The 26721-nt window shown below is 67.1% G+C and carries 24 protein-coding genes; 17 read left to right on the forward strand and 7 right to left on the reverse strand.

What is annotated here, in order from left to right; all coding sequences use genetic code 11:
- Window positions 1-103: 103 nt before the first annotated feature.
- The 12 genes from KAR29_RS01740 (at window position 104) to KAR29_RS01795 (ending at window position 12260) form a co-directional block, all read left to right on the forward strand.
- Window positions 104-463 carry an MliC family protein gene (locus tag KAR29_RS01740; protein ID WP_274374892.1) on the forward strand — a complete coding sequence of 120 codons (360 nt, stop codon included), beginning with the start codon at window positions 104-106 and terminating at the stop codon, window positions 461-463.
- A gap of 347 nt (window positions 464-810) precedes the next feature.
- Window positions 811-1362: a DUF6305 family protein gene (locus tag KAR29_RS01745; protein WP_274373940.1), complete on the forward strand. Its 552-nt coding sequence runs from the start codon at window positions 811-813 to the stop codon at window positions 1360-1362.
- Between the two features lie 9 nt (window positions 1363-1371).
- Window positions 1372-2658 carry a TRAP transporter large permease subunit gene (locus KAR29_RS01750; protein WP_274373941.1) on the forward strand — a complete coding sequence of 429 codons (1287 nt, stop codon included), beginning with the start codon at window positions 1372-1374 and terminating at the stop codon, window positions 2656-2658.
- A 12-nt stretch (window positions 2659-2670) separates the two neighbouring features.
- Window positions 2671-2814 (forward strand): hypothetical protein, encoded by a 144-nt coding sequence (locus KAR29_RS01755; RefSeq protein WP_274373942.1) that lies wholly within the window; start codon window positions 2671-2673, stop codon window positions 2812-2814.
- 11 nt (window positions 2815-2825) lie between these two features.
- Window positions 2826-3968: a succinylglutamate desuccinylase/aspartoacylase family protein gene (locus KAR29_RS01760; protein WP_274373943.1), complete on the forward strand. Its 1143-nt coding sequence runs from the start codon at window positions 2826-2828 to the stop codon at window positions 3966-3968.
- 82 nt (window positions 3969-4050) lie between these two features.
- Window positions 4051-5766, forward strand: a complete 1716-nt coding sequence (ggt, locus tag KAR29_RS01765) for a gamma-glutamyltransferase (RefSeq protein ID WP_274373944.1) — start codon at window positions 4051-4053, stop codon at window positions 5764-5766.
- A gap of 247 nt (window positions 5767-6013) precedes the next feature.
- Entirely contained in the window at window positions 6014-6871 is an 858-nt protein-coding gene (locus KAR29_RS01770; protein WP_311135606.1) for a gamma-polyglutamic acid synthetase, read from the forward strand.
- On the forward strand, window positions 6868-7290 hold the full coding sequence (locus KAR29_RS01775; RefSeq protein WP_274373945.1) for a poly-gamma-glutamate biosynthesis protein PgsC/CapC: 423 nt from the start codon (window positions 6868-6870) through the stop codon (window positions 7288-7290). Before KAR29_RS01770 ends, KAR29_RS01775 begins: the two co-directional genes overlap by 4 nt.
- Window positions 7287-8348, forward strand: a complete 1062-nt coding sequence (pgsW, locus tag KAR29_RS01780; protein ID WP_274373946.1) for a poly-gamma-glutamate system protein — start codon at window positions 7287-7289, stop codon at window positions 8346-8348. Before KAR29_RS01775 ends, pgsW begins: the two co-directional genes overlap by 4 nt.
- Window positions 8348-9703: a sensor histidine kinase gene (locus KAR29_RS01785; protein ID WP_274373947.1), complete on the forward strand. Its 1356-nt coding sequence runs from the start codon at window positions 8348-8350 to the stop codon at window positions 9701-9703. The genes pgsW and KAR29_RS01785 overlap by 1 nt, the downstream gene beginning before the upstream one ends.
- On the forward strand, window positions 9700-10323 hold the full coding sequence (locus KAR29_RS01790; protein WP_274373948.1) for a response regulator: 624 nt from the start codon (window positions 9700-9702) through the stop codon (window positions 10321-10323). The genes KAR29_RS01785 and KAR29_RS01790 overlap by 4 nt, the downstream gene beginning before the upstream one ends.
- Window positions 10324-10991: 668 nt before the next feature.
- Window positions 10992-12260 carry a phenylacetate--CoA ligase family protein gene (locus KAR29_RS01795; protein ID WP_274373949.1) on the forward strand — a complete coding sequence of 423 codons (1269 nt, stop codon included), beginning with the start codon at window positions 10992-10994 and terminating at the stop codon, window positions 12258-12260.
- 67 nt (window positions 12261-12327) lie between these two features.
- On the opposite strand, the gene KAR29_RS01800 is transcribed toward KAR29_RS01795, so the two are convergent.
- Complete coding sequence (locus KAR29_RS01800; protein ID WP_274373950.1) at window positions 12328-13335, reverse strand: homoserine dehydrogenase; 1008 nt, start codon at window positions 13333-13335, stop codon at window positions 12328-12330.
- A 222-nt stretch (window positions 13336-13557) separates the two neighbouring features.
- On the opposite strand from KAR29_RS01800, the gene KAR29_RS01805 reads away from it, so the two are divergent.
- Window positions 13558-15594, forward strand: a complete 2037-nt coding sequence (locus KAR29_RS01805; protein WP_274373951.1) for a methyl-accepting chemotaxis protein — start codon at window positions 13558-13560, stop codon at window positions 15592-15594.
- A gap of 69 nt (window positions 15595-15663) precedes the next feature.
- On the opposite strand, the gene KAR29_RS01810 is transcribed toward KAR29_RS01805, so the two are convergent.
- The 5 genes from KAR29_RS01810 to buk (KAR29_RS01830) all read right to left on the reverse strand — a co-directional run bounded on the left by KAR29_RS01810 (window position 15664) and on the right by buk (KAR29_RS01830) (window position 20115).
- Window positions 15664-16008 carry a cupin domain-containing protein gene (locus KAR29_RS01810; protein WP_274373952.1) on the reverse strand — a complete coding sequence of 115 codons (345 nt, stop codon included), beginning with the start codon at window positions 16006-16008 and terminating at the stop codon, window positions 15664-15666.
- Window positions 15998-17086 (reverse strand): butyrate kinase, encoded by a 1089-nt coding sequence (buk, locus tag KAR29_RS01815; protein ID WP_274373953.1) that lies wholly within the window; start codon window positions 17084-17086, stop codon window positions 15998-16000. The genes KAR29_RS01810 and buk (KAR29_RS01815) overlap by 11 nt, the downstream gene beginning before the upstream one ends.
- 37 nt (window positions 17087-17123) lie before the next feature.
- Window positions 17124-18050 carry a phosphate butyryltransferase gene (locus KAR29_RS01820; protein ID WP_274374894.1) on the reverse strand — a complete coding sequence of 309 codons (927 nt, stop codon included), beginning with the start codon at window positions 18048-18050 and terminating at the stop codon, window positions 17124-17126.
- Between the two features lie 72 nt (window positions 18051-18122).
- On the reverse strand, window positions 18123-19022 hold the full coding sequence (locus KAR29_RS01825) for a bifunctional enoyl-CoA hydratase/phosphate acetyltransferase (protein ID WP_274373954.1): 900 nt from the start codon (window positions 19020-19022) through the stop codon (window positions 18123-18125).
- Window positions 19012-20115 carry a butyrate kinase gene (gene buk, locus KAR29_RS01830; RefSeq protein WP_274373955.1) on the reverse strand — a complete coding sequence of 368 codons (1104 nt, stop codon included), beginning with the start codon at window positions 20113-20115 and terminating at the stop codon, window positions 19012-19014. The genes KAR29_RS01825 and buk (KAR29_RS01830) overlap by 11 nt, the downstream gene beginning before the upstream one ends.
- Window positions 20116-20307: 192 nt before the next feature.
- On the opposite strand from buk (KAR29_RS01830), the gene KAR29_RS01835 reads away from it, so the two are divergent.
- The 4 genes from KAR29_RS01835 (at window position 20308) to cysK (ending at window position 24453) form a co-directional block, all read left to right on the forward strand.
- Window positions 20308-21135 carry an aminotransferase class IV gene (locus KAR29_RS01835; RefSeq protein WP_274373956.1) on the forward strand — a complete coding sequence of 276 codons (828 nt, stop codon included), beginning with the start codon at window positions 20308-20310 and terminating at the stop codon, window positions 21133-21135.
- A gap of 25 nt (window positions 21136-21160) precedes the next feature.
- Entirely contained in the window at window positions 21161-22093 is a 933-nt protein-coding gene (gene proC / locus KAR29_RS01840) for a pyrroline-5-carboxylate reductase (RefSeq protein ID WP_274373957.1), read from the forward strand.
- A gap of 685 nt (window positions 22094-22778) precedes the next feature.
- Window positions 22779-23531 (forward strand): serine O-acetyltransferase, encoded by a 753-nt coding sequence (cysE, locus tag KAR29_RS01845; protein ID WP_274373958.1) that lies wholly within the window; start codon window positions 22779-22781, stop codon window positions 23529-23531.
- On the forward strand, window positions 23524-24453 hold the full coding sequence (gene cysK, locus KAR29_RS01850) for a cysteine synthase A (protein ID WP_274373959.1): 930 nt from the start codon (window positions 23524-23526) through the stop codon (window positions 24451-24453). Before cysE ends, cysK begins: the two co-directional genes overlap by 8 nt.
- Here the strand turns inward: cysK and KAR29_RS01855 are convergent.
- Window positions 24440-26608, reverse strand: a complete 2169-nt coding sequence (locus tag KAR29_RS01855; protein WP_274373960.1) for a heavy metal translocating P-type ATPase — start codon at window positions 26606-26608, stop codon at window positions 24440-24442. The genes cysK and KAR29_RS01855 overlap by 14 nt on opposite strands.
- Window positions 26609-26721 lie beyond the last annotated feature (113 nt).

The following is a 26721-nucleotide window of genomic DNA, read 5'->3' on the forward strand; positions in this document are numbered from 1 at the left end:
GGAGTATCATGAGGGGAGCCGTTTATCGCGTCAGCGTGGTTCTTGTCGGCCGGTGTCCGGGGTCTCTTTGCGCGCAGAGAAAAGGGAGGGGACGCATTTGAAGGTGAAGAAGATCGGTCTTGTCCTGATTCTGGCTCTTATCGGTCTGGCTCTCTTTCGGGTGACGGTCGGCGGCGAGGCACCTCCGACCGTCACGGGCGGAGATCCCGTCGCCTACCGCTGCGACAACGGTGACAGGGTCGTGGCCCGCTATTACGGCCTCGCCGACGGGAGCCTGCACTTCGTCAGGCTTTCCTTCCCCGGCGGCGAGTACACGCTGCCTCAGCTTTTGTCCGCCTCGGGGGCTCGCTACAGCGACGAGGCGCGGCTGGTCTGGTGGGTCAAAGGCGATGAGGTCCGCGTGGAGAGCCGCGACGAAGAGGGCGAATGGCGAGACTGGGGGAGCTGCCGCGTCGAACCGTAGCCGGGTGTCGGGTGAAGGCAGGGATGTCTCTGACTCCGGCCGGCGCCGTCGGCGCCGGAAAGGCGAGCCCCTCCGTCGCACAGCTGTCGACCTGCGGGCGGGAGCGGGACGAAGAACGCCCCTGCCGCCGTCGATCGACGGCGGCAGGGGCGTTCTTCCCGGCCGTGGAGGAGGCGTCCGGAGGCTCGAGGCGCCGGAGAGAGGGAGCGGCCCGCGACGGCGGGGCTCGGTTCTGCGCGAAAAGATAAATAAGATAAAAAATCTGGATCGTCAGGCGGAAGGGGGCGAAAATAGACAAAAGAATCGTCAGGCAATTACCCGGCTTCGAGCCAAGGAGGTCTTCAGACATGAAGAAACAGCTCTCGCTATTCCTGCTCGCTTTCGTCCTTTCCGTCGCCTCCGTCGGCGCGGCCCACGCCGCCGACGTGGCCCTCACCTCCGTCGGTCAGAGTCCCGACGCCGTCATGGCCCGCGTCGTCTTCCGCAAGCTGGCCGTCGACGTCGATTACGACGCCCTCATGAAACCCGAGGCCCTGGCCGGACAGAAGGTCCTCGTCGCCGTCGTCGGAGGCAGCTCGAAGGGGCTCGGCGCGGCCGGAATCGACCAGGATCAGGAAAAGGCCCGGGCCATCGCCCTCATCGAGGCGGCGAAGACGAAGGGGATCAAGGTCCTCGTCATGCACGTCGGCGGCGAGGGGCGGAGGGGAACCCTGTCGGACCTCTTCATCGAGGCCGTCGTCCCCCTGGCCGATCACCTCATCGTCGTCGAGGGAGCCGACAAGGACGGCCTCTTCACGCGCCTCGTCGAGGGCAAGGGAATCGCCGTCGACACGGCGGCGACGGTCCGCGCCACCGACGAGCCCCTCAAGGCCCTTCTCGCCCTCTGGGGCGTCCTCTAGTCTCCGGCCATGGACTGGTTCTGGCCCGAGGGGTTCTACACCCTCGTCATGATCGGGGGCTTCGCCTTCGGGGCCTTCGCCCTCAAGCTCCCCATCGCCGTCGCCATGGGAGGGGCCGCCGTCGTCGGGGCCCTCGTCGGAGGGGCCGGCTTTCCCCTGCGCCATCTCGTCGAGGGGACCTTCGGCTACCTCGACACGATCCTCATCATCGCCACGGCCATGATCTTCATGAAGACCGTCGAGAGCATCGGCCTTCTCGAGTCGGTGGCGGCCTGGATGATCCGCCGCTTCCGCCGGGCGCCGGCCCTCCTCTCCCTGGGCATCATGGCCCTCATCATGGTGCCCGGCATGATCACCGGCTCGTCGACGGCGGCGGTCCTCACGACGGGTGCCCTCGTCGCTCCCGTCCTGATCCGCCTCGGCGTTCCGGCCGTCAAGACGGCGGCGGCCATCGCCATGGGCGCCATCTACGGCATGATCGCCCCGCCCATCAACCTGCCGGCCATGATCATCGGCGGCGGCATCGACATGCCCTACGTCGGCTTCGGCCTTCCTCTCCTGGTCTGCACCGTTCCCCTGGCCGTCTTCACGGCCTTCCATCTCATCTATCCCGATCTGCGCAAAAAGGACGAAGATCCGACGCTGGAGCGGGAGCTGGCCCGGATGGCTCGCACCCCCCTGTCGCTGCGTCTTTTCGCTCCCATCGTCGTTCTCACCGTCCTTCTCGGCGGAGAGCGTCTCTTCCCCGCGGTCTGGCCTCCCCTGGGCATGCCCCTCGACTTCCTCCTCGCCTCGGCCGTGGCCCTCTTCGTCGGCGTCAAGTGGAACCCTCTCGAGACGGTCACGGCGGCCATCAACGACGCCCTACCCGTCATGGGCATCCTCATGGGCGTGGGGATGTTCATCCAGATCATGACCCTCATCGGCGTCCGGGGCTTCGTCGTCGTCTCGGCCCTGGCCCTGCCCGCCTGGCTTCTCTATGTGGGCATCGCCACCTCCATGCCCCTTTTCGGCGCCGTATCGGCCTTCGGCTCGGCGTCCGTTCTGGGCGTCCCCTTCCTGTTGGCCCTGCTGGGACGGAACGAGATCATCGTCGGATCGGCCCTGAGCCTCATCGCCGGCCTGGGCGATCTCATGCCGCCCACGGCCCTGGCGGGCATCTTCGCCGCCCAGGTCGTCGGCGAGGAGAACTACTTCAGGGTCCTTCGGTACTGCGTCGTCCCCGGCCTTCTGACGGCTGCCTGGGGCATCGCCGTCATTCTCGGCGCCAAGACGATCGCCGGCATTCTCTACTAGGAGGTGGCCTAGATGACGTTCATCTACCGTGGCATCGCCCTTTTCGTCCTGGCCCTGATCCTGCGCTGCCTCTTCCGGGAGAAGGACTTCTGGAAGCAGGTGACGGCGACGATGGTCATCGTCCCTCTCGTCATGCGCATCCTTCTTGTGAAGTGAGGAGGAAGACCGTGAATTTCAGCCTGAAAGGCAGCAAAAAGACGGCCCTCTTCCTCCTGGCCCTGGCCCTGGCCGTGATGGGCTGGACGGGACACTCCTTCCTCGCCATGCACGAGGCCGACGTCGTCGTCCCCGCTCCCGGCTTCGTCGAGCATCGCCTCTCGGAGTGGTTCGACGGCATCGCCGGCACCCCGGCCGACACGGCCGTCTACATCCAGGACAGCGGCCTTCCCGGGGGGACCGTCTTCGTCATGGGCGGCACCCACCCCAACGAGCCGGCAGCCTCCATGGCCGCCGTCCTGCTCCTCGAAAGGGCTCACGTCACGGCGGGACGCCTCATCGTCGTCCCCTTCGCCAACATGATGGCCTTCAACCACAATTCGCCCCAGGAGGGGCACCCTCAGGCCTTCCATTTCGCCCTTCCCGACGGATCGAGACGGGTCTTCCGCTACGGCTCCAGGGCGACGAACGCCATCTACCAGTGGCCCGCGCCCGACATCTACATTCACGAGCCTTCGGGACAGAATCTGGCCGGCAGCGAGAGCAGCAACCTCAACCGGGCCCATCCGGGGCTGCCCGACGGCAATCTCACCCAGCGCCTGGCTTACGCCCTGCTGGAGATGATCCGGAAGGAGAAGGTCGACTTGGCCTTCGACCTCCACGAGGCCTCGCCCGAGTACCCCGTCGTCAACGCCATCGTGGCCCACGAGAAAAGCATGGAGCTGGCCGCCATGGTGACGATGGAGCTCGAGGCGGCGGGGATTCCCATGCGCCTCGAGCCCTCGCCGACGAACCTCAGGGGGCTGACGCACCGCGAATGGGGCGACAACAGCGACGTCATGCCCATCCTGATGGAGACGGGCAATCCCAGCCAGGGCCGCCTCCGGGGCCGGACCGACGAGGCCCTCGTCCTCACCGGAGAGGACAAGTTCTACGCCAAGGCCTCCGAGCTGGGGCGGCTTTTCATCCCCTACGAGAGGGATCAGCCCATCGATCTGCGCGTGGCCCGTCATGTGACGGCCATCATGAGCTTCGTGGAAATGCTGGGGATGGTGAAGCCCGAGGCGGAGATCGCCGTCGACGGCGTTCCCTCCTACGGGGAGATCGTGGAACGGGGTCTGGGCGCCTTCCTGGCCCCGCTGCCCCGGAGCTAGGCGGAACGGTCTCCTTCCCTCAGGGGGGCGGCCTTTTCATGACGGTTCCCTCGGGGACCGATTCGAAGGGAGGAGTGGTTTCATGAAAAAGAGAGTTATCTGTCTCCTGGCGGCGCTCTGCATCGTCCTGACCGGTGCGGCCTGGGCCGTCGATTTCCAGGACGTGACGGCCCGTCACGGCATGGTCTCGTCGGCCCACGAGCTGGCCTCCAGGGCCGGAGTGGAGATCCTCCAGAAGGGCGGCAACGCTATCGACGCCGCCGTGGCCACCATGCTGGCCCTCAACGTCGTCGAGCCCAACGCCTCGGGCATCGGCGGCGGCGGCTTCATGGTCGTCCGCTTCGCCGCCACGGGGGAAGTGGTCTTCCTCGATTACCGCGAGACGGCCCCCGCCTCGGCGACGAAGGATCTCTTCGCCTCCGAACAGGCCAAGGCCGAGAAGTGGTCCGTCCTGGGCGGCAGGTCCGTCGGCGTCCCGGGACAGGTCCTGGGCATGTTCACGGCCCTCGAGAAGTACGGCACCCTCTCCTTCGCCCAGGTGGCCGAGCCGGCCATCCGCCTCGCCGAGGAGGGCTTCGAGGTCCATCCCATGCAGACGGGCATCATCGCCGACAACTTCGAGAAGATGGCCGCCTACAACGACCTCGATCGGTCGGCCTTCTTCGAGGGAGGCCTTCCCATCGAGGCCGGCAAAACCCTCCGTCAGCCCGGACTGGCCAAATCCTTCCGCCTCCTGGCCGAGCAGGGGCCCGACGCCTTCTATCGGGGCCCCCTCGGCGAGGCCGTCGTCGCCTCCGTCAACGCCTCGGGCGGCGCCATGACGATGAAAGATCTCCAGGGCTACGCCGTCAAGGTGGGCGAACCCGTCCAGGGCAGCTACAGGGGCTACCAGATCTTCTCGACGCCTCCCGCCTCCAGCGGCGGCACCCACATCATCCAGCTTCTCAACATCATGGAGACCTTCCCCGTCTCGAGCTGGAGGCACAACCAGCCCCAGCATCTCCACACCCTGGCCGAGGCGATGAAACTCGTCTTCGCCGATCGGGGCAAGTACATGGCCGACACGGCCTTCGTCAACGTCCCCCTCAGGGGCCTGACCAGCAAGGAGTACGCCGCCAAGCTGGCCGGCAAGATCAAAAGCGATGCCGTCATGGTCGACGTCGAGGCCGATTATCCCTGGACCTACGACAACCAGAAGGCCATGGCCTATGTGGGCGGCACCGATGACCAGCACATTTCGACGAGCCACTTCTCCGTCGTCGACGCCAAGGGCAACATCGTCGCCTCGACGAACACCGTCAACTATTTCTTCGGCTCCGGCGTCGTCGTCCCCGAGTACGGCTTCGTTCTCAACAACCAGATGGACGACTTCTCCTCCGACCCCCAGAGCGTCAATGCCCCCGAGCCGGGCAAACGTCCCCTTTCGTCCATGTCGCCTTCCGTCGTCCTCGATCCCCAGGGCCGTCCCTTCATGACCATCGGCGCCGCCGGGGCCTGGAGGATCATCACCGCCGTGAGCCAGATCATCATGAACGTCGTCGATTTCGGCATGACCATGGATGAGGCCATCGAGCAGCCCCGGATCTTCACCTACGCCTCGGGCGGCAAGCGCGGTCCTCTGCGCATGGAGGACGCCATCGATCCCGATGTGGCGGCCCTTCTCGAGTGGCGCGGCCACAACGTCGAAGTCCAGCCCCGCGGCGGCTATTACGGAACAGCTCAGGGCATCCTCTTCGTCGACGGCGTCATGCACGGCGGGGCCGACAGCCGCCGTCTCGGCGTTCCCGTAGGCTACTAGGCGAGGGCGGGGGAGGGGCGACAGGCTCTTTCTCCCCTTCTGGATCGACGATCTCCGATGGAGTAGTCTAAGGGGGCGGCCCTCGGGTCGCCCCCCTTCGTGGGGAAAAGAGGAGGGAACGGGACTGATTCGACCTGTCTATTCCGTCATCGTCACGGGCACGCGGGGCAAGAGCAGCGTCGTCCGCCTTCTGGCGGCCGCCTTTCTCTCTCTGGGGATCTCCTGCCGGGCCCGTTTCACCGGCGTCGTGCCCACGGAGATCTCCCCCGAGGGGACGCGCACCCTCCTCCGCTCCCAGGGCGGCCACATCGAGGAGCTCCGCTGGTGGCTCCGCCAGCTGCCGCCGACGGAGGCCGTCGTCGTCGAAAACAGCGCCGTATCGCCCGACCTGCAGATCCTGGCCTCGCGCTGGCTCCGGCCCCGCCTTCTGATCGTCACCAATGTCCGGGCCGATCACGAGGAGGTCTGGGGGCCCGGCAGAGAGGGAGCCCGCCGTGCCCTCCTGGCGGGCATCTCCCCCTCCGTTCCCGTCCTTCTCGGCGAGGAGGCTTCCGGTGACGCGCCCCTCCGTTCCGCCCTCGAGGCCCGTGCCTCTTCCGTCCACACCCTTCCGCCGGGCGAAGGGGGCTACGAGGCGGGCAACCGTCGCCTGGCCCTGGCGGCCCTGGCCTTTTTCGGCCTCGACCCCTCCGGCGTCGATTTCGACTCCCATCTCGCCGACGATCGGGGCCGCTTCCGCCTCGTCCGGGTCGGATCGGGCCTGCTCGCCTGTGCCTTTGCGGCCAACGAGCCGGAGAGCACCGAATTCCTCTGGCGCCGGACGGGGTGGTCGGCCGAGGAGACGACCCTTCTTTACAACCATCGCCGGGACAGGCCGGGCCGCCTTCGGGCCTTCCGCCCCTGGATCGCCTCCAGGGCCTGGAGAGAGCGCCTCCTCTGCGGCGACCACCCCTGGCGATTCCACGGCATGGCCTGGACGCCCCTATCCTCCTTCGAGGAACTGAAGGACCTCGCCGCGTCGCGAAGGCGCCTTTTCGGCTGCGGCAACGCCTCCGGTCTGCCTCTGGAGGCCCTCGACGCCTGCGAGGAGGTCCCCCTGCGATGACGTCCTCTCTTCTCGTCGCCCTTTCCGTCGCCCTCGGCATGGCCTTCTACGGCAGGACGGGCCTTTCCGGAGGGGGCATCCTCTCTCCGGGGCTGTTGGCCCTCCAGGGCGCTTCCTCCCGTCCTCTGATCGCCACAGTGGCCGCCGCCCTTCTCCTTCTGCCCCTCATCGAGGGGGCCGTCCGCCTTCTGGGGCTCTACGGACGGCAGCGCCTGGCCTTCGCCCTCCTGGCCGCCCTTGCCCTGCGAGGGTTTCTCCCCTTCCTCCTGCCTCCGGGAAGCGGCGTTCCGGTCTGGGTGGGATGGGTCGTCCCCGGTCTCGTCGCCGCCGATATGGAACGCCAGGGCATCGTTCCCACCGTGGCCGCCCTGATCCTTCTCACGGCCTCGACCCTTCTGCTGGGAGGCCTCCTGCCGTGAGGGGCCGTGCCCTTGCCGACGGTCTCGTCCAGCTCCTCTTCGGTCCTCCGGCGCCGCTCAAGAGGCGCAACGTCGCCCTCCTCCTGCTGTGTGCGGCCCTGGCGGCTCTCCTCTGCCTCGCCCCGTCGGGCCCTCTCTCCAATGAGGAAGAAAGGGCCTGGGAGAGAGTCCGGGCGGCCCAGGACCACCTGGCCTCCTGCCGGGCTGCGAGGGGGATGGGGCCCTCGGCCGAGGATCCCTTCTCGACGGGGCTCATCGGCGTCGAGTGGAGTCCTCTGACGACGACGCTGGGCTCGCTGCCGTCGAAGCAGGCCTCGACGAACCCCGTCTGGGCCGTCCTCTTCCTGCGCTGGTTCGACCGGTTGGGCCTGAAATCGGGAGACCGCGTCGCCTTCCTTTCGTCGGCCTCCTTCCCGGGGCTGCTCCTTTCGGGGTTGGCCGCCGCCGAGGAGCGCGGTCTCGACGTCCTCCTCATCGCCTCCCTGGGCGCCTCGACGTGGGGGGCCAACGAGGTCTCCTTCCCCCTGCCCGTCATCCTGAGCGAGCTGCGCCTCGGCGGGTATCTGTCGACGAAGGCGGCCTTCTACTCACTGGGAGGCGATGACGAGAGGGGCGGCGGCTTTTCCGACGAGGGGGCGGCGATCCTGAAAGAGAGCGCCGAGGCCGAGGGCGTCCCTCTCGTCTTCGGCCTCGGCTCCGTCGTCGAGGCCAAGAAAGAGGCCCTCCGGGCCTTCTCCCCCCGCCTCGTCGTCCAGATCGGCGGCGGACGGGCCAATCTCGGCGACGACGAGGTCGTCCTCTCCCTGCCGCCGGGCCTTCTCGATGCCTCTTTCGCCGACAGAGGCGGCAATGGACTGATCGCGTCGGCCCTGCAGGAGGGATGGCCCGTCCTCCACCTGCTCAACCTGGCCGAAGTGGCCCGCCGCGAGGGGATCCCCTTCGACGGACGGCCCGTCCGCCGCGGTCCCGCCCCCTTCCGTCGTCTCCGGGCCCTGGCCGGAGGGGGCCTTTTCCTTCTCCTTCTGGTCCGCTACCGCCGCTGGGAGCTGAGCGACTGATGGGCCCCGTCGAAAAGAGAGGTCTTTCTCCCGGCCCCCTGGGGCTGGCCCTGCTTTTCCTCTGGATCCTCTCTCAGAACAGCGAGAGACCCGTCTTCGGCGTCTTCCGCTTCATCGATCTGGCCGTCGAAAGGAGCGACAGCGGCTACCTTCTGGCGGCCATGGCCCTTCTCGTCGCCGTCAACGCCGTCAAGGCCCTCTTCCTCTATGAGGGGTGGCTCCTGGTGGGCAGTTCCGTCGCCTCCCTTTTCGGCTGTCCCCGCCTCGAGCGCGTCGTCCCCCTCGTGGCCGTGCCCCTCTGCTATCAGATCGTGACCTGGCTCGACCTTCCCAGCATCCCCCATTTCGGCATGCCCGCCGTCCTGGGCCTTTCCGGCGTCGTCCTCATCCAGTATCTGACGCGCGACGTCTCCCGCTGGGGAAGGCAGGCCCTCGTCCTGGGAATCCTCCTCCTCTCCCTCCAGTGGCTCGACGTCATTCCCCTCTTCACGGCCTACGGCTTCGGCTGGGGCGAGCTCTCCATGGCCGTCAAGACGACGGCCTCCCTCATGGAGACGGAGTCGATCCTCAACATGGCCGGCCTCGTCTCCTTCCTGGGGCTCTTCGCGGCGGCCCTCGTCACGACGGAACTCTTCATCAGCTACGAGAAGCAGCTGGCCCAGCTCAGACGGCTGCGCCGTCAGGAGAGGGAGCTCTCGGAGTTGAGAGAGAGGCAGCTCGCCGGACGGGTCACGGGAGAAATCCAGCGCCTCGTCCACGACCTCAAGCGCCCTCTGACGACGGTGACGGGACTGGCCGACGTCCTGGCGGCCACACTTCCCCGGGAAGGATCGCGCCGCCACGCGGCCATGATCCTCGACGCGGCGGCGACGATGGACCAGATGATTTCCGAGATTCTCAGCCCTCAGGCCCGTCGTCCCGTCCCGGCGGGGACCCTCGTCGACTACGCCGTCAGCCAGCTCCGCCCCCTTCCCTGGGGAGAATCGATCGCCGTCGACGTCGATGAGAGGGCCTGCGGCCTGATCGTCTTCGTCAACGTCGTCCGCCTCTCCCGAGCCCTCGTGAATCTCCTCGACAACGGCCATCGGGCCGCGGGAGAGCCGGCCGCCCTCCTCCTCTCGGCCTTTCGCCGGGGAGGGGAGCTGGTCCTGGCCGTCGATGACGACGGGCCGGGCATGGAGCACCTTCCCCGCCCTCACCGTTCGGGCTGGGGCTCGACGGGGCTCGGTCTCCCCTTCGTCGAAGAGGTCGTCCGCGAACACGGAGGCCGCCTCGAGTACGGCAGAAGCCGTCGCCTTCGGGGAGCCTCCGTCACGATCTCCCTGCCCCTTCAGAAAGGAGAAAAGATCCCATGAGCCTTCGTCTCGGCGCCCTCGACGACGATCTGTCCATCCTCTACACCCTGGAGGCCATGGCCCTTTCCCTGAGCTGGGAGATGAAAGTCACCGCCGACCCCCTGACGGCTCTCGACTGGGTCCGCTCCGACGAGGTCGACATCCTGCTCGTCGACTACCACATGCCCCTCATGAGCGGCATCGAGGCGATCCGGCGGGCCCGGGAGCTCTCCTCCTCCGTCGTCCTGCTGGCCCTTACCGTCGAGGAATCGCCCGAGGTGGCCCGCGATCTCTCCCTGGCGGGAGCCGACGATTTCGTCAGCAAGCCCCTCCGTCTGGCCGATTTTTCCTCCCGCATCCGCCTTCACGGCGAGCTGGTCCGCTACCGCCGCGAGAGCCGCCGCGATCTGCCCAGGAAGGGCATCGCCGAGGAGACGTCGCGGCGCGTCCTGGACCTCCTGAGGGGCGAGGGCCTCTCCCTCGACGTCCGGGCCGTCGCCGCCTCTTTGGGGCTGGCCTATCCCACGGCGCACCGCTACCTGGAGTTTCTCGTCGAAAAGGGGCAGGTCCGGCGCGTGCAGGAAGATCCCGAGGGAAAGCCCGGCCGTCCCCGATCGCTCTATCGCTTCGTGGGCAGCTGAAAAAGGGGAGGGTTTTTTCTCCTCCCCCGGCTTCCCGTCGAGGTCCTGTCGGGCCCTATCCAGGCGCCTGGTCCCTTTTTCCTTCATGAGTCGATCTCTATGGGCCGTCTCCCGTGCCCGTTTCCCTGTCCTCCTGAGAGGTGACCCTGCCCTTGTCCGGCGACGCCCTTGAGAGAAGCCCCTGCGCTCCCTCTTCCCGGCAGCGTCGGTCTGATCCGAAAGACCTGACGGCGGCTCAGACCGAGCCGATCGGCCACCTCCTGAACCGTCAGGTCGCCCCAGCCTCTTCCACCAACCCCAAGCGCCTTGCTTCTTTTGTCTTCATGAGTAGGTCTCTCCTGGTCGTCATAAGTGACATTTTCCCTGTCCTCTTCACGAGTGACAATACCATTGTCCGGCGACAGCGACAAAGGGGGCTCTTGACCGTGAGACGGAGCCTTGGTATACTGCCTTATCGAGTAAGATAGGCGGAGGTCGGCCATGACGCGATCGCTTTTCACCAACGGCTATTATTACGTCTACGGCAGCGCGGGGTCCCCAGGGGATCGATCCGGCGCCTAGGCGTCCGTGACGGCCTTCCGGGGGTTCCCGCTCGAAGATGAGCGGGAACCTTTTTTTGTGCCTTCTGGAGACGACGAATGTCCGATTCGCGAAAGGGGAAGATTCTCATGAAAGCAACGACCTGCACGGTGGCGACGGGCGCGGGAGAGGCGCTTCGCCTGGAAAGGCTTCAGAGCCTCGTCGGCCGAGTCTGGGAGCGCGTGGCTCCCTACAGGAGGAAGATGGAGGAGCTCGGAATCTCGCCCGAATCCATCGGGAGCCTCGACGATCTTCGGAAACTGCCCTTCACGACCAAGGCCGATCTGCGCGAGAACTATCCCCTGGGGCTGCTGGCCTGCGACCGCAGGAAGGCCGTCCGCGTCCACGCCTCGTCGGGAACGACGGGAAAGCCCACCGTCGTCGCCTACAGCGAAGGAGACGTCGCCCTCTGGAGCGACATCATGGCCCATCGCCTGGCCGTGGCGGGCCTGACCGACAAAGACGTCTTTCAGGTCATTCTCGGCTACGGCCTCTTCACGGGGGCCCTGGGGTTCCACTGGGGGGCCGAGCGTCTCGGCGCCATGGTCGTTCCCGCGGGAGGCGGCTTCACGGAACGCCAGCTTCTCCTCATGGAGGACCTGGCCACGACGGCCTTCACCAGCACTCCCTCCTACGCCCTTCACCTGGCCGAGGTGATCGGGGCCGCAGGCATCCGCGACCGACTCGCGCTGCGGGTGGGCATCTTCGGCGCCGAGGCCTGGACGGAGGAGATGCGCCTCCGCATCGAAGAGGGGCTTTCCATCGTCGCCCTCGACTCCTACGGTCTCTCGGAGGTCATCGGTCCCGGCGTCGCCATGGAGTGCCCCGAGCGGTCGGGACTTCACTTCGACCCCGATCACTTCCTCGTCGAGATCGTCGATCCCGACACGGGCGAGCCCCTGCCCGCCGGGAGCGAGGGCGAAGTGGTCATCACGACCCTCACGAAGGAGGCCCTTCCCGTCATCCGCTACCGCACCCGCGACCTCTCCCGGCTCCTTCCCGCCGACTGCCCCTGCGGCTGCGGCGAGCCGAGGCTGGCGCGGATCAAGGGACGCTGCGACGACATGCTCATCATCCGCGGCGTCAACGTTTTCCCCTCGCAGGTCGAGGTGGCCCTGAGCCGCGTCGAGGGGCTATCCCTTCACTACCAGCTCCACGTTCTGACGGACGGGGCCATGAAGGAGCTGAAGGTGCTCTGCGAGGCCGAAAGGCCCGTCGGGGACGACGAGGCCTCCCGCATGGCCAAGAGGGCCGTCAGGGCCATTCAGACGGTGACGACGATCCGGGTCTCCGTCGAGATCCTTCCTCCGGGGACGCTGGAGCGCAACGGAGGCAAGGCCCTTCGCGTCGTCCGCTGAGGGCGGCGCGTCACGAGGAGGGGGGAGCTCCCGGTCCGGGCGCTCCCCCCTCCTGCGTCGCGCCGTCTCAGCGGTTCAGGGCCAGCAGGTCGACCAGAAGGGCCTGTCCCGTCTCGACGCGGCCCGCTCCGGGGCCGACGATGGTCACGTCGCCCAGATGGTCCGTTCTGAAGGTGAGGGCGTTGATGGCCCCCGAGACGCCGGCCAGGGGATGGGAGAGGGGGAGCTCGCGGGGGGCCACGGTGGCCCTGACGCCCTCGCCGCTTCGCTCCACCTCGGCGATGAGTTTGAGGCGGCAGCCCTTCGCCCTGGCGGCGTCGATGTCGGCCCCGGTGAGATGGCTGATGCCGAGACGCTCCACGTCGTCCACGGCCAGGGACTGTCCGAGGAAGACGTTGGCCATGACCTGGGCCTTGACGGCGGCGTCCCAGCCCTCGACGTCGGCCGTCGGGTCCGTCTCGGCATAGCCCAGGGCCTGGGCCTCGGCGAGGGCCGCGCCGTAATCGGCTCCCTCTTCCATGCGGGTCAGGATGAAGTTGGTCGTGCCGTTGACGATGCCCTGGACGGAGAGGATGTCGCAACCGGCCAGGGCCTCTCCGGCGAGGTTGATGGCCGGCGTGCCGCTGAGGAGGACGCCTTCGATGCGGTACTGGACGCCTCTCTCGCGGGCCAGGGCCTGCAGCTCGGGCAGGGCCAGGGAGACGGGACCCTTGTTGGTGCTCACGACGTGACAGCCGGCGGCGAGGGCGCGGCGGATGTGGTCGAGGCCGGGCATGGCGTCGACGAGGTTCGTCGGCGTCGCCTCGGCGATGACGTTGGCCCTTCCCTCCAGGAGCCAGTCGAGATCGATGGGGTCTCCCAGGCCCCGGAAGGATTTTCCCCCGTCGGCGGCGGCGAGAAGGGCGGCCACGTCGAGCCCCCGCTCGTCACCCACCGAGCCCCGGAAGGGGTCGACGACGCCCGTCACGGCGTAGGTGAACCCGTAGCGATTCTCGAGATCGCCTCTTTTTGCCTCCAGAATGCGAAGCAGACCCAATCCGACGTTTCCGCAGCCGACGAGACCGATTTTCCACACGGGACATCCCTCCTGAATCCTTCCCCGGCAAGGGGCATTCCGGTATAGTGAAGCTTGGAGGTCATTATACCTGTTTTGGCCGCAAGGCCTTCTCCCTTTCCGTCTTTTCGCAGGCCGCCTGGTCTCGCTCCGCTCCGTCGAGGCGCCGTGGAGACGTCGCGCGAGGGGGCCCGTCGAAAAGGTTCCCCCTCGCGGGGGTCACTTTTTCAAGGAGGTTAGAGCATGAAAAGCATTCGTGGTCGCATCCTCGTCCTTCTCCTTCCGGCTCTGCTTCTCCTCTTCGTCGCCGTCGGCGGCGTCATGGTCAGTCAGGTCCGGGGGACGACGACGGCGCTCGTCGAAGATTTGAGCGCCCAGATCGCCCATGGGGGGGCGACCGCCGTCGGCGAGTGGCTTCAGGCCCGTCGGGAGGAGATCTTCGCCCTGTCGGAAAGCAATCTCGTCAGAGGGCTCAACTGGAATCTCATGCGCGACACCGTCACGGCCCAGGCCAAGGCCCGCTCCGATCTCTACGACAGCTTCATCGTGGCCAACGCCAAAGGGGAGTTCTGGGGCTCCGACGGCGGAAAGGGCGACATCTCTGACAGGGACTACTTCAAGGCCATCATGGAGGGAAGGGAGGGGCATTTCATCAGCGATGCCCTCATCACGCGCAACACGGGAAAGCCCGCCGTCGTCCTTGCCCAGGCCGTCAAGAACTACAGCAACAAGACCTCCGGCGTCTTCGCCGGCGTCATCGCCCTCGAGAGCCTGGCGAAAGTGGTGGGCGGCGTCCAGGTCGGCGAAGGCGGTTTCGGCTTCATCGTCGACGGCAACGGCCTCACTCTGGCCCACCCCAACAAGGACTTCATCATGGACTTCAACCTCTTTCGGGCTTCCGACAGGGGGTACCGGGGCTTTGAGGAGGTGGCGTCCCGCGTCGCCGCCGGTGAGACAGGCCATGCCGTCGTGACCCATCCCGACGGAAGGGAGCTCTACACCTTCTTCACCCCCATCCCCAACTCGAGGGGATGGAGCTTCGGCGTCATCGTGCCCAGAGCCCAGGTCCTGGGCGGAGTTTCGGCGATGACGCGAACCATGGCCCTCCTCTTCGCCGCCGCCCTTCTCGTCGCGGCCCTTCTGGTGGCCTTCATCGGCGGCTCCATCGCCAAGCCCGTGGCGGAACTGGCCCGCCGCGTCGACGTCTTCGGCAAGGGCGATCTGACGGTCCGCTTCCCCGCTAAGGGGCAAGACGAGGTGGCCCGCATGGCTCATGCTCTGGAAGAGATGGCCCTCTCCCTGAGGGAGACGCTCCGGTCCGTTTCGGACGAGGCCGAGGCCTCGTCGGGGCGCTCCGAATCGCTGGCGGCCCTGGCCCAGGAGACGGTGGCCTCCATGGAGGAGGTTCAGTCCTCGCTGGCCACCTCGACGGGACTCTCCCAGGAGAATGCCGCCGCCCTGGAGGAGGCCAACGCCGGAATCGAGGAGATCGCCTCCAGCGCCGCCACGATGGCCGGCGCCTCCAACCGCGGTTCCGAGGCCTCGGAGAAGACGGCCAAGATCTCCCACGGCGCCGTCGCCCAGGCGCGCAAGGTGGCCGAGTCCATCGTCAAGGTGGGCGGCCACGCCGAAGAGAGCATGACGAACATCCGTCAGCTCGCCGGGTCCGTCGAGGCCATCACGGGCTTCGTCGAGACGATCACCCGCATCGCCGATCAGACGAACCTGCTGGCCCTGAATGCGGCCATCGAGGCCGCCCGGGCCGGTGAGGCGGGGCGAGGCTTCGCCGTCGTCGCCGAAGAGGTGCGCAAACTGGCCGAAGAGAGCAACGAGGCGGCCCGCCAGGTGGGCAGCCGCATCGAGGAGCTCCAGCAGCAGGCCCGGGCCTCTCTTGGCGTGACGGAGACGTCGGGCCGGATCGCCCGAGAGGTGGCCGGTGAGGCCCAGGAGATGGAGCGTGCTCTGAACGAGGCTCTGACGGAGATCGAGCGCGTCCGCGACGTCATCGTCGATATGGCCGCCGCGGCCCAGGAACAGGCGGCCTCCGTCCAGGAGGCCGCCCGCACCGTCGGTCACGCGGCCCAGGGAACGACCCGGACGGCCGAGACCCTCCAGGCCATTCACAAGGCCGCGGCCGAGACGGCCAACGCCTCGGAGAACGTGGCCCAGACGGCCCAGGAGACGGCCGAGGGGGCCCGGCGTCTCAAGGACCTCATGGAGCGGTTCGTCTTCGAGGAGGCGTCGGCGCCGGGCCTTCTGGCTCTGCCGAAAAAAGGCTGAGTTTCCGCAGGCCGACAGAAGAGGAGGGGCGCCCCATCGGGGCGCCCCTCCTCTTCTGTCGGCCTGCGGTTACGTGGACTTTCCGTGAAGAGCCAGCCAGAGGCAGGGAGGCTCCGCCGAGGTGGAGGTGACGCGATGGCGCCGATGGGCGGGGATCAGGAGAGCCTGCCCCGGAAGGAGGTCCACCGATTCCGTCGACCCGTCGTCGTCGGCGAAAAGAAGGGTGGCTCTTCCCGAAAGGAGGGTCACCCACTCGTCCTCGTCCTGGTCGTACCAGAAGGATCGAGGGGAACTCTGCCCCGCCGAGACGATGCGTTCCAGACGCCAGGGGCCCTTCCCCGAAAGAAGGGTATCGAAACGCTCCTCCTCGGGAGAGGGGACGACGGTGAAAAGATCGACGGGTCTAATCGCCATGGGGGCGATAGAGCTTCGCCTCCTCCTCGCCCCGGAGGACGCGGAGGGCCCCCTCGGCGAGGGCCTTCAGCTCGTCCTCGCCGGGGTAGACCAGGACGGGAGCGATGAAATCGACGCGGTTTCGGATGGCCTCGACGAAGCGGTCGCTGTGGGCCAGACCTCCGGTGAGGACGATGGCGTCGACCCGGCCGGAGAGAACGGCCGCCTCGGCGCCGATCTGCCGGGCCACCTGGTAGGCCATGGCCCGAAAGACGAGGGCCGCCTTCCCGTCGCCCTCGTCGATGCGGCGCTCCACCTCCCGCAGATCGTTCGTTCCCAGATGGGCCACGAGTCCCCCCGATCCCGTCACCTTTCGGAGAAGCTCGTCGAGGGTCAATCCGCCGCTGTAGGCCAGGCGGACGAGGCCGCCCGCCGGAAGCGATCCGGCACGCTCGGGAGAGAAGGGGCCCTCTCCGTCGAGGGCGTTATTGACGTCGACGACCCGCCCCAGCTCGTGGGCCCCAACGGAGATGCCTCCGCCCAGGTGAGCCACGATGAGATGGGTCGCGTCGTAGGTCGTTCCCATGTCGGCCGCGGCCCTCCGGGCGATGGCCTTCTGATTGAGGGCATGGAAAACGGAGCGCCGCTCGATGGCCGGATGGCCCGACAGGCGCGCCTCCGGCAGCAGCTCGTCGACGACGACGGGGTCGACGATGAAGGCCTTTTTTCCCCCGGCCTCTTCGGCCAGGTCGCGGGCCAGAAGCCCCCCCAGATTGGCGGCGTGGACGCCCCAGCGGCCCGAGAGGAGATCGGCGGTCATGACGTCGTCGACGACGTAGGTGCCGCCGTCGAGAGGGGCCGTGAGCCCGCCTCGGCCGACGAAGGCGTCGATTTCCGCCAGGGGGCGCCCCCGCTCCTTAAGAACCTGGTGGATCACCTCGAGACGCATGGCCCTCTGGTCGAGGACGTTGGGAAAGGCCTTGAGCGTTTCCAGATCGTAGCGCTGGCTCTGACTTCCCAGGATCCGGTCGTCTTCGTAGAGGGCGATCTTGGTGCTCGTCGATCCGGGGTTGATGGCGAGGATGCGGAAAGCCTTCATCGGGTCTCCCCCCTTCAGACCGTCTTTCGTGAAGAAATCAGCGGGCGCGGTGGGCGGCGAGGGCGACGGCGGAGGCGATGGAGAGGAGCTTCGTCTCGGCCGAATCGGCCCGGCTCGTGAGGACGATGGGAGCGGCGGCGCCCAGCACCAGCCCCGCCGTGCGGTTCTTGGCGAAGTAGACGATGGCCTTGGCGAGCATGTTGCCCGCCTCGATGTCGGGGACGAGAAGGACGTCGGCCTTGCCGGCGACGGGGGAATCGATGCCCTTGTGGCGGGCCGACTCCTCGCTGATGGCGTTATCGAGGGCGAAGGGACCGTCGACGTCGCAGCCCTTGATCTGGCCGCGCCGTCCCATCTGGGCGATGGCGGCGGCGTCGAGGGTGCAGGGCATGGCGGGGTTGACCACCTCGACGGCGGCGAGGACGGCCACCTTGGGCTTGGCGACGCCGAAGGCCTGTCCCAGCTCGACGGTGTTGGTGAGGATCTTCACCTTGTCAGGCAGCTCGGGGTACATGTTGAAGGCCGGGTCGGCGATGAAGAAGATGCGGTCGTAGCCCTCGACTTCGTGAATGTAGACATGGGAGATGAGGGACTTGCTCCTCAGTCCCACTTCCTTGTTGAGGACGGCCCGGAGGAAGTCGGCCGTGTGGAGCATGCCCTTCATGAGGATGTCGGCCTTGCCCGACGAGACGAGCTTGACGGCCTCGAGGGCGGCCTGCTCGTGGCCTCCCTTGACGTCGACGACTTCGTACCTGGCCAGGTCGATCCCCAGAGGCTTGGCCGCCGCGGCGATCTTGTCGGCGTCGCCGACGAGGATGGCATTGGCGATGCCCTGCGACCGGGCGCTCTCGACGGCCTCGAGGACTTCGGCGTCTTCGGCGGCGGCGACGGCCACCGTGCGGGGGCCGACGGACTGGGCGTAGGTCAGAAGCTGAGAGAGGGAGCGGATCTGTTCCAAAACAATCTCCTCCTTATGTAAGGTCAGAAACGGAACGTGTCGAAAACCGCAAGGCCCGGGGGCCCAGAGAATTATACCCTATGACAGAAGGACGCCGAGGGCGATGGAGAGGAGTTTCGTCTCGGCGCTGTCGGTGCGGCTCGTGAGGATGACGGGAGCCTTGGCCCCCAGGACGGCCCCCGCCCCCCGGGAGCCGAGAAGGCTCAGTGCCACCTTGCCCACCAGATTGCCCGCTTCGATATGGGGCATGAGGAGGATGTCGGCTCTGCCGGCCACGTCGGAGTCGATCCCCTTGAGGTGGGCCGAGGAGAGGCTGACGGCGTTGTCCAGGGCCAGAGGACCGTCGACGAGGCAGTTCCTGATCTGGCCCCGGCGGTTCATCTGCGTCAGGGCTGCGGCGTCGAGGGTGCAGGCCATGGCGGGATTGACCGTCTCGACGGCGGCCAGGACGGCCACGCGGGGGCAGTCGACGCCGAGGCGGCGGTAGCAGGCGACGGCGTTCTCGATGAGGTGGACTTTCTCCTGCAAGGTGGGGTAGGTGTTGAGTCCGCCGTCGGTGATGGCGCAGACCCGTCCGAGGCGGGGGATCTCGAGGAGGAAGAGGTGGCTGAGGACGCTGCCCGTCCTCAGCCCCTCCTTCTTGTCGAGGACGGCCTTGAGAAGCGTCGCCGTCTTGACCTGTCCTTTCATGACCATCCGTGCCTCGCCGGAGGCGACGAGGGCGACGGCCCGTCTCGAAGCGGTCTCGTCATCGGCCACGTCGACGATCGGACACGACGTCAGATCGAGGCCGAGATCGTGGCACATGGCGGCGATGCGGCCGGCCGAGCCGATGAGGATGGGCTCGACGATGCCCTCGCGGCGGGCGCTGTCGAGGGCCGTGAGCACGTCGGCGTCGTGGGCGGCGGCGACGGCCACGGGCGACGCCGACCGTCCCCGGCAGCGTTCCAGGAGAAAATCGAGATTTTCAAAGGCCAAGGCGTCGGCTCCTTTCAACGGCTTCCCTGTAGCTTCGGGCCTCTTCCTCCCCTTCGAGGACGGCCCGGGCCCCTTCGGCGAGGGCCGCCATCTCGTCTTCTCCGGGGTAGGCCAGGACGGGGGCGATCCACTGAAGGCGCGCCGTCAGATCCGACCGGAGGTGGCTGTCATGGGCCATGCCTCCCGTGAGTATGACGGCCTCGACGTCCCCTCCGAGGGCGGCCGCCATCGATCCCGCCTCCTTGGCGATCTGAAAGGCCAGGGCGCGCAGGACCAGCTCCGTCGCCTCGTCGCTGTCGGCGGCGCGGCGACGGAGCTCGCGCAGGTCGTCGGAGCCGCAGTAGGCCAGGAGTCCCCCTCTTCTGATCAGGGAGTCGATCATGTCCTTCTCGCTGTACCGTCCGGAAAAACAGAGGCGGACCAGGTCTCCGGCGGGAACCGTTCCGGCCCGGTTGGGCGAAAAGGGGCCGAATTCGTTGGCGTTGTTGACGTCGATGATCCTGCCCCGTTTCATGGCCGCCACGGAGATGCCGCCGCCCAGATGGGCGATGACGAAATTGACGCCTCGCCAGTCCAGTCCCAGCTCTCTTCCGGCACGCTTGGCCGTGGCCCTCACGTTGAGGGCGTGGACGAGAGAGTGTTTGGGAAGCTCGGGCAGCCCCGTGACGCGCACCTCGGGCTCGAACTCGTCGACGGAGACGGGATCGACGATGAAGGCGGGAACGGAGAGGCGGTCGCCCAGACAGCGGGCGATGAGTCCCCCCAGGTTGGAGGCGTGCTCCCAGGGGCGTCCCCTCCGGAGGTGCTCGATGAGGAGATCGTCGACGATGTAGGTCCCGCCGGGGATGGCCTCGACGATGCCGCCTCGGCCGACGACGGCGGCCAGCTCCTCCAGGGAGGAGCCCCGTCTTCGGACGGCGGCCTCGACGGCCTCGAGACGGAAGGAAAACTGATCGGTTACGGAGGCGAAAGGGGCAAGCTCGTCGGGGCCGTGGAGGAGATTCTCGCGCCACAACTCCCGATCTCCCAGAAACCAGGCGATTTTGGTCCCCGTGCTGCCGGGATTCACGGCAAGGAGGGCCTTCAGCTCCATCGTCATCTCTCCCCTGCTCAGTCTTGGCAACCTTTTGAACCTTTTGCGACCTTTCCATTATAGCCACGGGACCCGTGTCCGGAGAAGGAGAGCAGGAGAACATTTTTGCTTTCCTCCGTGATTCTTGGGGCCATCTGCCTTATACTCTCTGGGTCGAGGGCTCGACGATTCCTATCGGAGAAGGTGAATCACATGAATCTCTGCTATCGCAACGGCGTCTATCTTCCCGTCGACGAGGTCACGCTCCCCGTGACGGATCTCCTCGTCCAGCGCGGAATAGGCGTCTTCGACTCCATCCGGACCTACGGCGGTCGCCCCTTCGCCCTCAGGGAGCATCTGCGCCGCCTGGAACGTTCGGCCCGGGAGGCGGCCATGGAGCTGCCCCTTTCCATCGAGGCCCTGGAGGGCGTCATCCGCGGCGGCATCGCCCGCATGGGCGGCGATGTCACCGTCCGCCCCTACGTGACGGGAGGCAGGGTCATCGAAAACTGCCGTTTCCCCGAGCCGGACCTCTTCGTCCTCTTCGAAAGGACTCAGGCGGCGCCGAGGGAGCGCTACGAAGAGGGCGTCTCCCTGCTGCCCATCCCCTTCACCCGCGCCTATCCCTCTATGAAGAGCGCCGACTACATGGTCCCCTACATCTCCCGCCTCCGGGCCGGCGGCGGCGACTTCGAGTGCCTCTACTGTCCCGACGGGGCCGTGACGGAATCGACGGCGGGCAACTTCTTCGTCGTCCTCGATGGCGGCCTCGTGACGGCTCCCGTCGAGGATGTCCTGGAGGGAGTGACGCGGGGCCTCATCCTTCAGCTGGCCCGCGAGGTCTCCCTTCCCGTCGAGGAACGTCCCCTGCGCGTCGAGGAGCTGGCCCGCGCCCGGGAGGCCTTCATCACCGGCACCGTCAAGGAGGTCACTCCCGTCGTCCGCGTCGGATCCCGCCCTATCGGCGAGGGCCGACCGGGCCCTGTGACGAAGCGCCTTCACCGATTGCTCCTCGATAATCTCGATCGCTGGCTGGAATAGACGCCGCAGGCCCCATCCGATTCGAGTGCCGTCGGGACGATCGCAGAAGATCTCCGACGGCGCTTTTTTTGTACCGCGCCATCGGCACGTCCGATGTATCTGGAAGGAGGCAACCCTCATGGTAGCTCTGGAAACGCTCAAAGTCGCCGTCATCGGCGCCGGAACGATCGGCAGCGCCCTTGCCCGAGAGCTGGCTCTGGCCGGCTGTGACGTCCGGGCGACGCGTCGCCGCCTCGACAAGGTCCGGGCCCTGGAAGAGCTCGGCGTCTACCTCACCAGCGACAACGTCGAGGCCGTCTCCGGCGCCGACATCGTCTTCGTCGTTCTCAAACCCCACAAAGTCGTCCCCGTCCTGAAGGCCGTCGGTGACGCTCTCGACGGCAAGCCCGTCGTCTCCCTCGCCGCCGCCCTCGACCTCGACCTCCTCCGCCAGGCCCTTCCCGACGTCCGCTGGATCAGGGCCATGAGCAACACGGCCATCCCGGTCCGCGAGGCCTTCACCATGTTCGCCCCGTCGCCGGAGACGACGGAAGAGGACCGGGCCATCGTCGAGGCCGTCTTCGGCCTCCTCGGGAGCTACGAGGAAGTCGAGGACGGTTACATGGACGCCCTGACGGCCATGGCCGGATCGGGACCGGCCTACATCTACACCATGCTGGAGGCCCTCATCTACGGAGGCCTGCGCGTCGGCCTTCCCCGCGACCTGACCCTTCGGGCGGCGGCCCACACGGCCATCGGAGCCTCCCAACTGCTTCTCGCCTCGGGAGAGCATCTGGCCGTCCTGCGCGACCAGGTTCTCACGCCCGGGGGCGTCACCATCGAGGGCATCTTCGCCCTCGAAGAGGGACAGATCCGAACGGCCTTCATGAACGCTGTCAAGGCGGCGACGGAAAAAGCGCTCGTTCTGGCCGACGAGACGCGACGGACGATCCGCAAGGGAGTTCCCCCCGAGGTCTGAACCTTTTGGCGAAAGGTTATTATAAAAAAATTATTTAAAATTTCTCTCAAGAAGGGCTTGCGCGACATCTCAAGACCGGCTATAATGACCTCACCGGGAAGTGATGGAGAGCCCGTACCGAAAGCCCCGGCCCGGGGGGATGGTCGACGGAGGCAAGGCGGCACCGCAACGCAGACATTTGCACCAAAGCAGCGAGTGGAGCGGAACCAGACCCGGCAACAGGCAACGGCAGGACCAGAGCAACACGTACCGAAAGCAAGGCGTGACCTGGCACCACAAGGTACAACGCGGCAAGTGGGTGACAAATGGAAAGATCCACCTGTACCTGTTCGGAAACAGCCCGTCGACGGAGCTCATCCATCGCCCGATAGGGGAAGAGGCGGAATGTCGGCCTTCTTCCCCTATCGCCGTTTCGGCCGTTGACAGGTCGATCCCTTCTGCTATTCTTAGTCTCATCAGATGCATCGTTGCGAAGGCGGGTGGCGGCAATGGAGAAAACTTTATCGTTCATCTGTTGTTGTCGGTGGATCCTCTTCTGATCCACCGTGGCCCTTGGGCTGCGGCGGCATAGGCCCGCTTCGGCCGAAAAGGTCTTACCCGCAGCAAAAAACAGTCAGATTCCGAAGGGGCGTGCCGTCGCGGTACGTCCTTTTTTCTATCGACGCCCACAGAGGAGGAACGCATCATGGAGAATCGCACGAAACGAAACCGCCTTTTCGAGGCCTTCCAGGCCGTTCGCGACCGAGACCCGGCCCTGGCTCCCGGCTTCAGAGGAACGCTGGAGATCCTGCTATGCTACCCCGGCTTTCAGGCCCTCAGCGCCCATCGGCTGATCCATTTTCTTCACGCCAAACTCCACGTCCCCGTTCTGCCCCGCTTTCTGGCCCAGCTCGTCCGTTGGTGGACGGGAATCGAAATCCATCCCGGCGCCCGGATCGGCCGCGGCGTCTTCATCGACCACGGCATGGGCGTCGTCATCGGCGAGACGGCCGTCGTCGGCGACAACGTGACCCTCTATCAGGGCGTGACCCTGGGCGGAACGGGCAAGGAGAAGGGAAAGCGTCATCCCACGGTCGAGGAGGGGGCCCTCATCGGCGGCGGCGCCAAGGTGCTGGGCAACATAACCGTCGGGAAGGATGCCCGCATCGGCGCCGGCAGCGTCGTCGTCAAGGATGTTCCGGCCGGTGCCACCGTCGTCGGCGTCCCCGGAACCATCGTCAGATGCCGTCAGGGAACGAGCTGCTCCCCCTCGCAAAGCCTGGCTCACGGTCAGCTTCCCGACCCGCTGCGCCTCCGTCTCCACCGGCTGGAGGAGGAGCTCCACGTCCTTCACGCCCGTCTGGCCGTCCTGGAGGCGGAGAAGGACGAGATCAGAGGCCTTCACGGGCGACTGGCCCTTCTGGAATCGGAAAAAAAGGAGATGAGCTGCAGTGCTTAAAACCGACTCCCTGGCCCTGAGGGCCTTCATCGGCGGGACTCCCCTCTTCCCTCTGCCCCGTCGCCGCGGGGCGACGGTCCTGGTCAAACTGGAGGGGCAGAACATAGGCGGATCGGTCAAGGACCGGGCCGCCTGGGGCATGCTCCGCAGGGCCGAGATCGACGGACGTCTCGGGGACGGAACGGTCATCGTCGAACCGACCTCGGGCAATACGGGCATCGCTCTGGCCCTCCTGGGCCGGGCCCTGGGGCTTCGGGTCATTCTGACCATGCCCGAATCGATGTCCGTCGAGCGTCGGGCGGTCCTGGCCGCCTACGGAGCCGAGCTGGAACTCACCCCGGCGGCGCGGGGCATGACGGGAGCCATAGCCCGGGCCCGCGAGATCGAGGCCGAGCTTCCCGGAGGCTGGATGGCCGATCAGTTTTCCAATCCCGGCAATCCCTGGGCCCATCAGGTTACGACGGGCCCCGAGATCGTCGCCGACCTCGCGGGGCGTCCTCTGGCCGCCTTCGTCGCCGGAGTGGGAACGGGAGGGACGCTTTCCGGCGCGGCGAGGGTCCTTCGGGCCGCCTATCCCGAGGCCCAGATCGTCGCCGTCGAACCCGCGGCCAGTGCCGTCCTCAGCGGCGGTCCCGCCGGGCCCCACCCCATCCAGGGCATCGGCGCTGGTTTCGTCCCGGCCAATCTCGACCGGTCCCTTCTGAACCGCGTCGTCGCCGTCGCCGGCGAGGCGGCCCTGGCGGAGACGGGCGAGCTGGCCCGAGAGACGGGCCTTTTCGTCGGCATCTCCTCGGGGGCCAACATCTGGGCGGCTCGACAGATCGCCGAGAGTTTCGGCGACGACGAGGTCGTCGTCACCATCGCCTGCGACCGGGGGGACAAGTATCTGAGCACCGACGCCTTCAGGCTCACTCCCGGTTGATCCTCTGGGAGTTGAGCAGGACGGAGATGGAGCTGAAGGCCATGGCCGTCTCGGCGATGAGGGGGTGGAGAAGGGCCGCCATGGCCAGCGGAACGGCGATGACGTTGTAGCCGAAGGCCCAGAAGAGGTTCTGGCCGATGACGGAAAAGGTCTTGCGCGAGAGGGTAACGGCCTCGGCGACGGCCGACAGCCCGCCGCGGACGAGGACGATGTCGGCGCTGTCGATGGCCAGATCGGTTCCGCTGCCGATGGCCAGCCCCACGTCGGCCCCCTTCAGGGCGGCGGCGTCGTTCATGCCGTCGCCGACCATGAGCACTTTGGCCCCCCGGGCCTGAAAGTCGCGGACGAGATCGAGCTTGCCCTCGGGGCGGACCGAGGCGTGGACCTCGTCGATGCCGGCCCGTCCCGCCACGGCCCGGGCCGTGTGCCCGTTGTCGCCCGTGGCCATGACGGGACGGATCCCGAGAGCCTTCAGGCGTCGGACGGCCTCGGCGGCGTCGTCGCGCAGGGGGTCCTCGACGGCGATGAAGCCGAGGCTCTGTCCCTCGCGGCGGACCTCGACGACGGTCCTTCCCCGGTCGAGCTGGTCGCGATACCTCTCGGCGTCGTCGGGCCGTCCCACCGAGTAGAGGATGCCGTCGACGCGGCCTGCGACGCCCTGTCCCACCTCTTCGACGACGTCCGTCGCCTGGCGATGGGCCGGGACCGCCTCGGCGATGGCCTTGGCCAGAGGGTGGCTCGACTGGCGTTCGACGGCCGCTGCCGCCGCCAGATCGTCGGGCGAGAGGTCGTGATCCACGACGGCGGGCCGCCCTTCGGTGATGGTCCCCGTCTTGTCCATGACGACGATGGAGACCTCCCGGGCGGTCTGGATCGCCTCGGCGTTGCGGATCACCATGCCATGTCGGGAGGCCCGGGCCGTGGCGGCGATGAGGGCCATGGGCGTCGCCAGCCCCAGGGCGCAGGGGCAGGCGATGACGACGGTGGTGATGAAGGCGAAGAGGGCCAGAGAGAGGGGGTCGCGGACGGAGGTCACCCAGGGAAGCAGGCGTCCGGCGCCGTCAAGGAAGGGAGAAATGGCGGGGGCGGCGAAAAACCAGGTCGTTCCGGCGACGAGGGCCAGCCCGACGATGACGGGGACGAAGACGTTCGTCACCCTGTCGGCGAAGGCCTGGATGGGGATCTTGGCCCCCTGTGCCTCCTGAATGAGGGCGATCATCTGGGCCAGGAAGCTTCCGTCGCCGATGCCCGTCACCTCGACGACGACGGAGCCGGTGAGGTTCAGGGAACCTCCCGTCACGGTGGCTCCCTCTTCCCGCCCCACGGGGAGGGATTCGCCCGTGATCATCGATTCGTCGACGGAGGTCCGTCCCGCCGAGATCCGTCCGTCGGCCGGAAAGCGTTCGCCCGGCCGGACGGCGACGCGATGGCCCTCCTTGACGGCCTCGATGGGGACCAGAAGCTCCGTCCCGTCGTCGTCGACGATGCGGGCCTCTCGGGCCTGCAGGGCCAGGAGGCCCCGGATCTCCTTGGAGGCCCGGTCCCTCAGGCGGGACTCGATGTAGCGCCCCGTGATGTGGAGGGCCAGAATCATGGGGCCCAGTGCCCCGAAGGAGGCCAGGGGAAGGCCCGCCAGGTGGAGGAGGGCCGTGGCCCAGGCCGCGACGGCGCCGAAGACGACGAGCACGTCCATGTTGGCATGGCGGTGAGAGAGGGCGATCCAGGCGCCCTTGAAGGTTCCCCTCCCGGCGCCGAGGAAGACGACGAGGCCGCCGGCGAGCTCCAGGAGCGTGTAGACCGGAAGATGAACCCCCGCCATATGGAGGGCCATGAGGCCCATGAGAGGGGCGGTGACGGCCCAGCTGACGAAAAGATTGTGCCGGGCCTCGGCGTAGCGTCGGCTCTCCATCTCCTCGGGAGCGTCGTAGGAGAAGCCGTAGCCGGAGTCGACGATGGCCTCTTCCAGCCGGGACTGGGGGAAGTCTTCGTCGTCGACGACGACGAAGACGGTCTCTGTGGCCAGATTGACGGCGGCGAAGGTCACCCCTTCCACCCTTTTCAGCGACCGCTCCACCATGCGGGCGCAGGTGGCGCAGGTCATTCCCGTGACGCCGATGCGACGCTTCAGCTTCGATGGATCTCTGCTTTCTGCCATGGGACAACCTCCTCGCGTTGTTTGATCTCTGGAACCGAGACCCAGTTTACACCCATCTCCCTCTTCTTAATACCCCCTATACGTATAAAGGGAGCGCCGTGGGGCGCTCCCTT

The organism is Aminithiophilus ramosus, from assembly GCF_018069705.1.
Taxonomy (GTDB): domain Bacteria; phylum Synergistota; class Synergistia; order Synergistales; family Aminithiophilaceae; genus Aminithiophilus; species Aminithiophilus ramosus.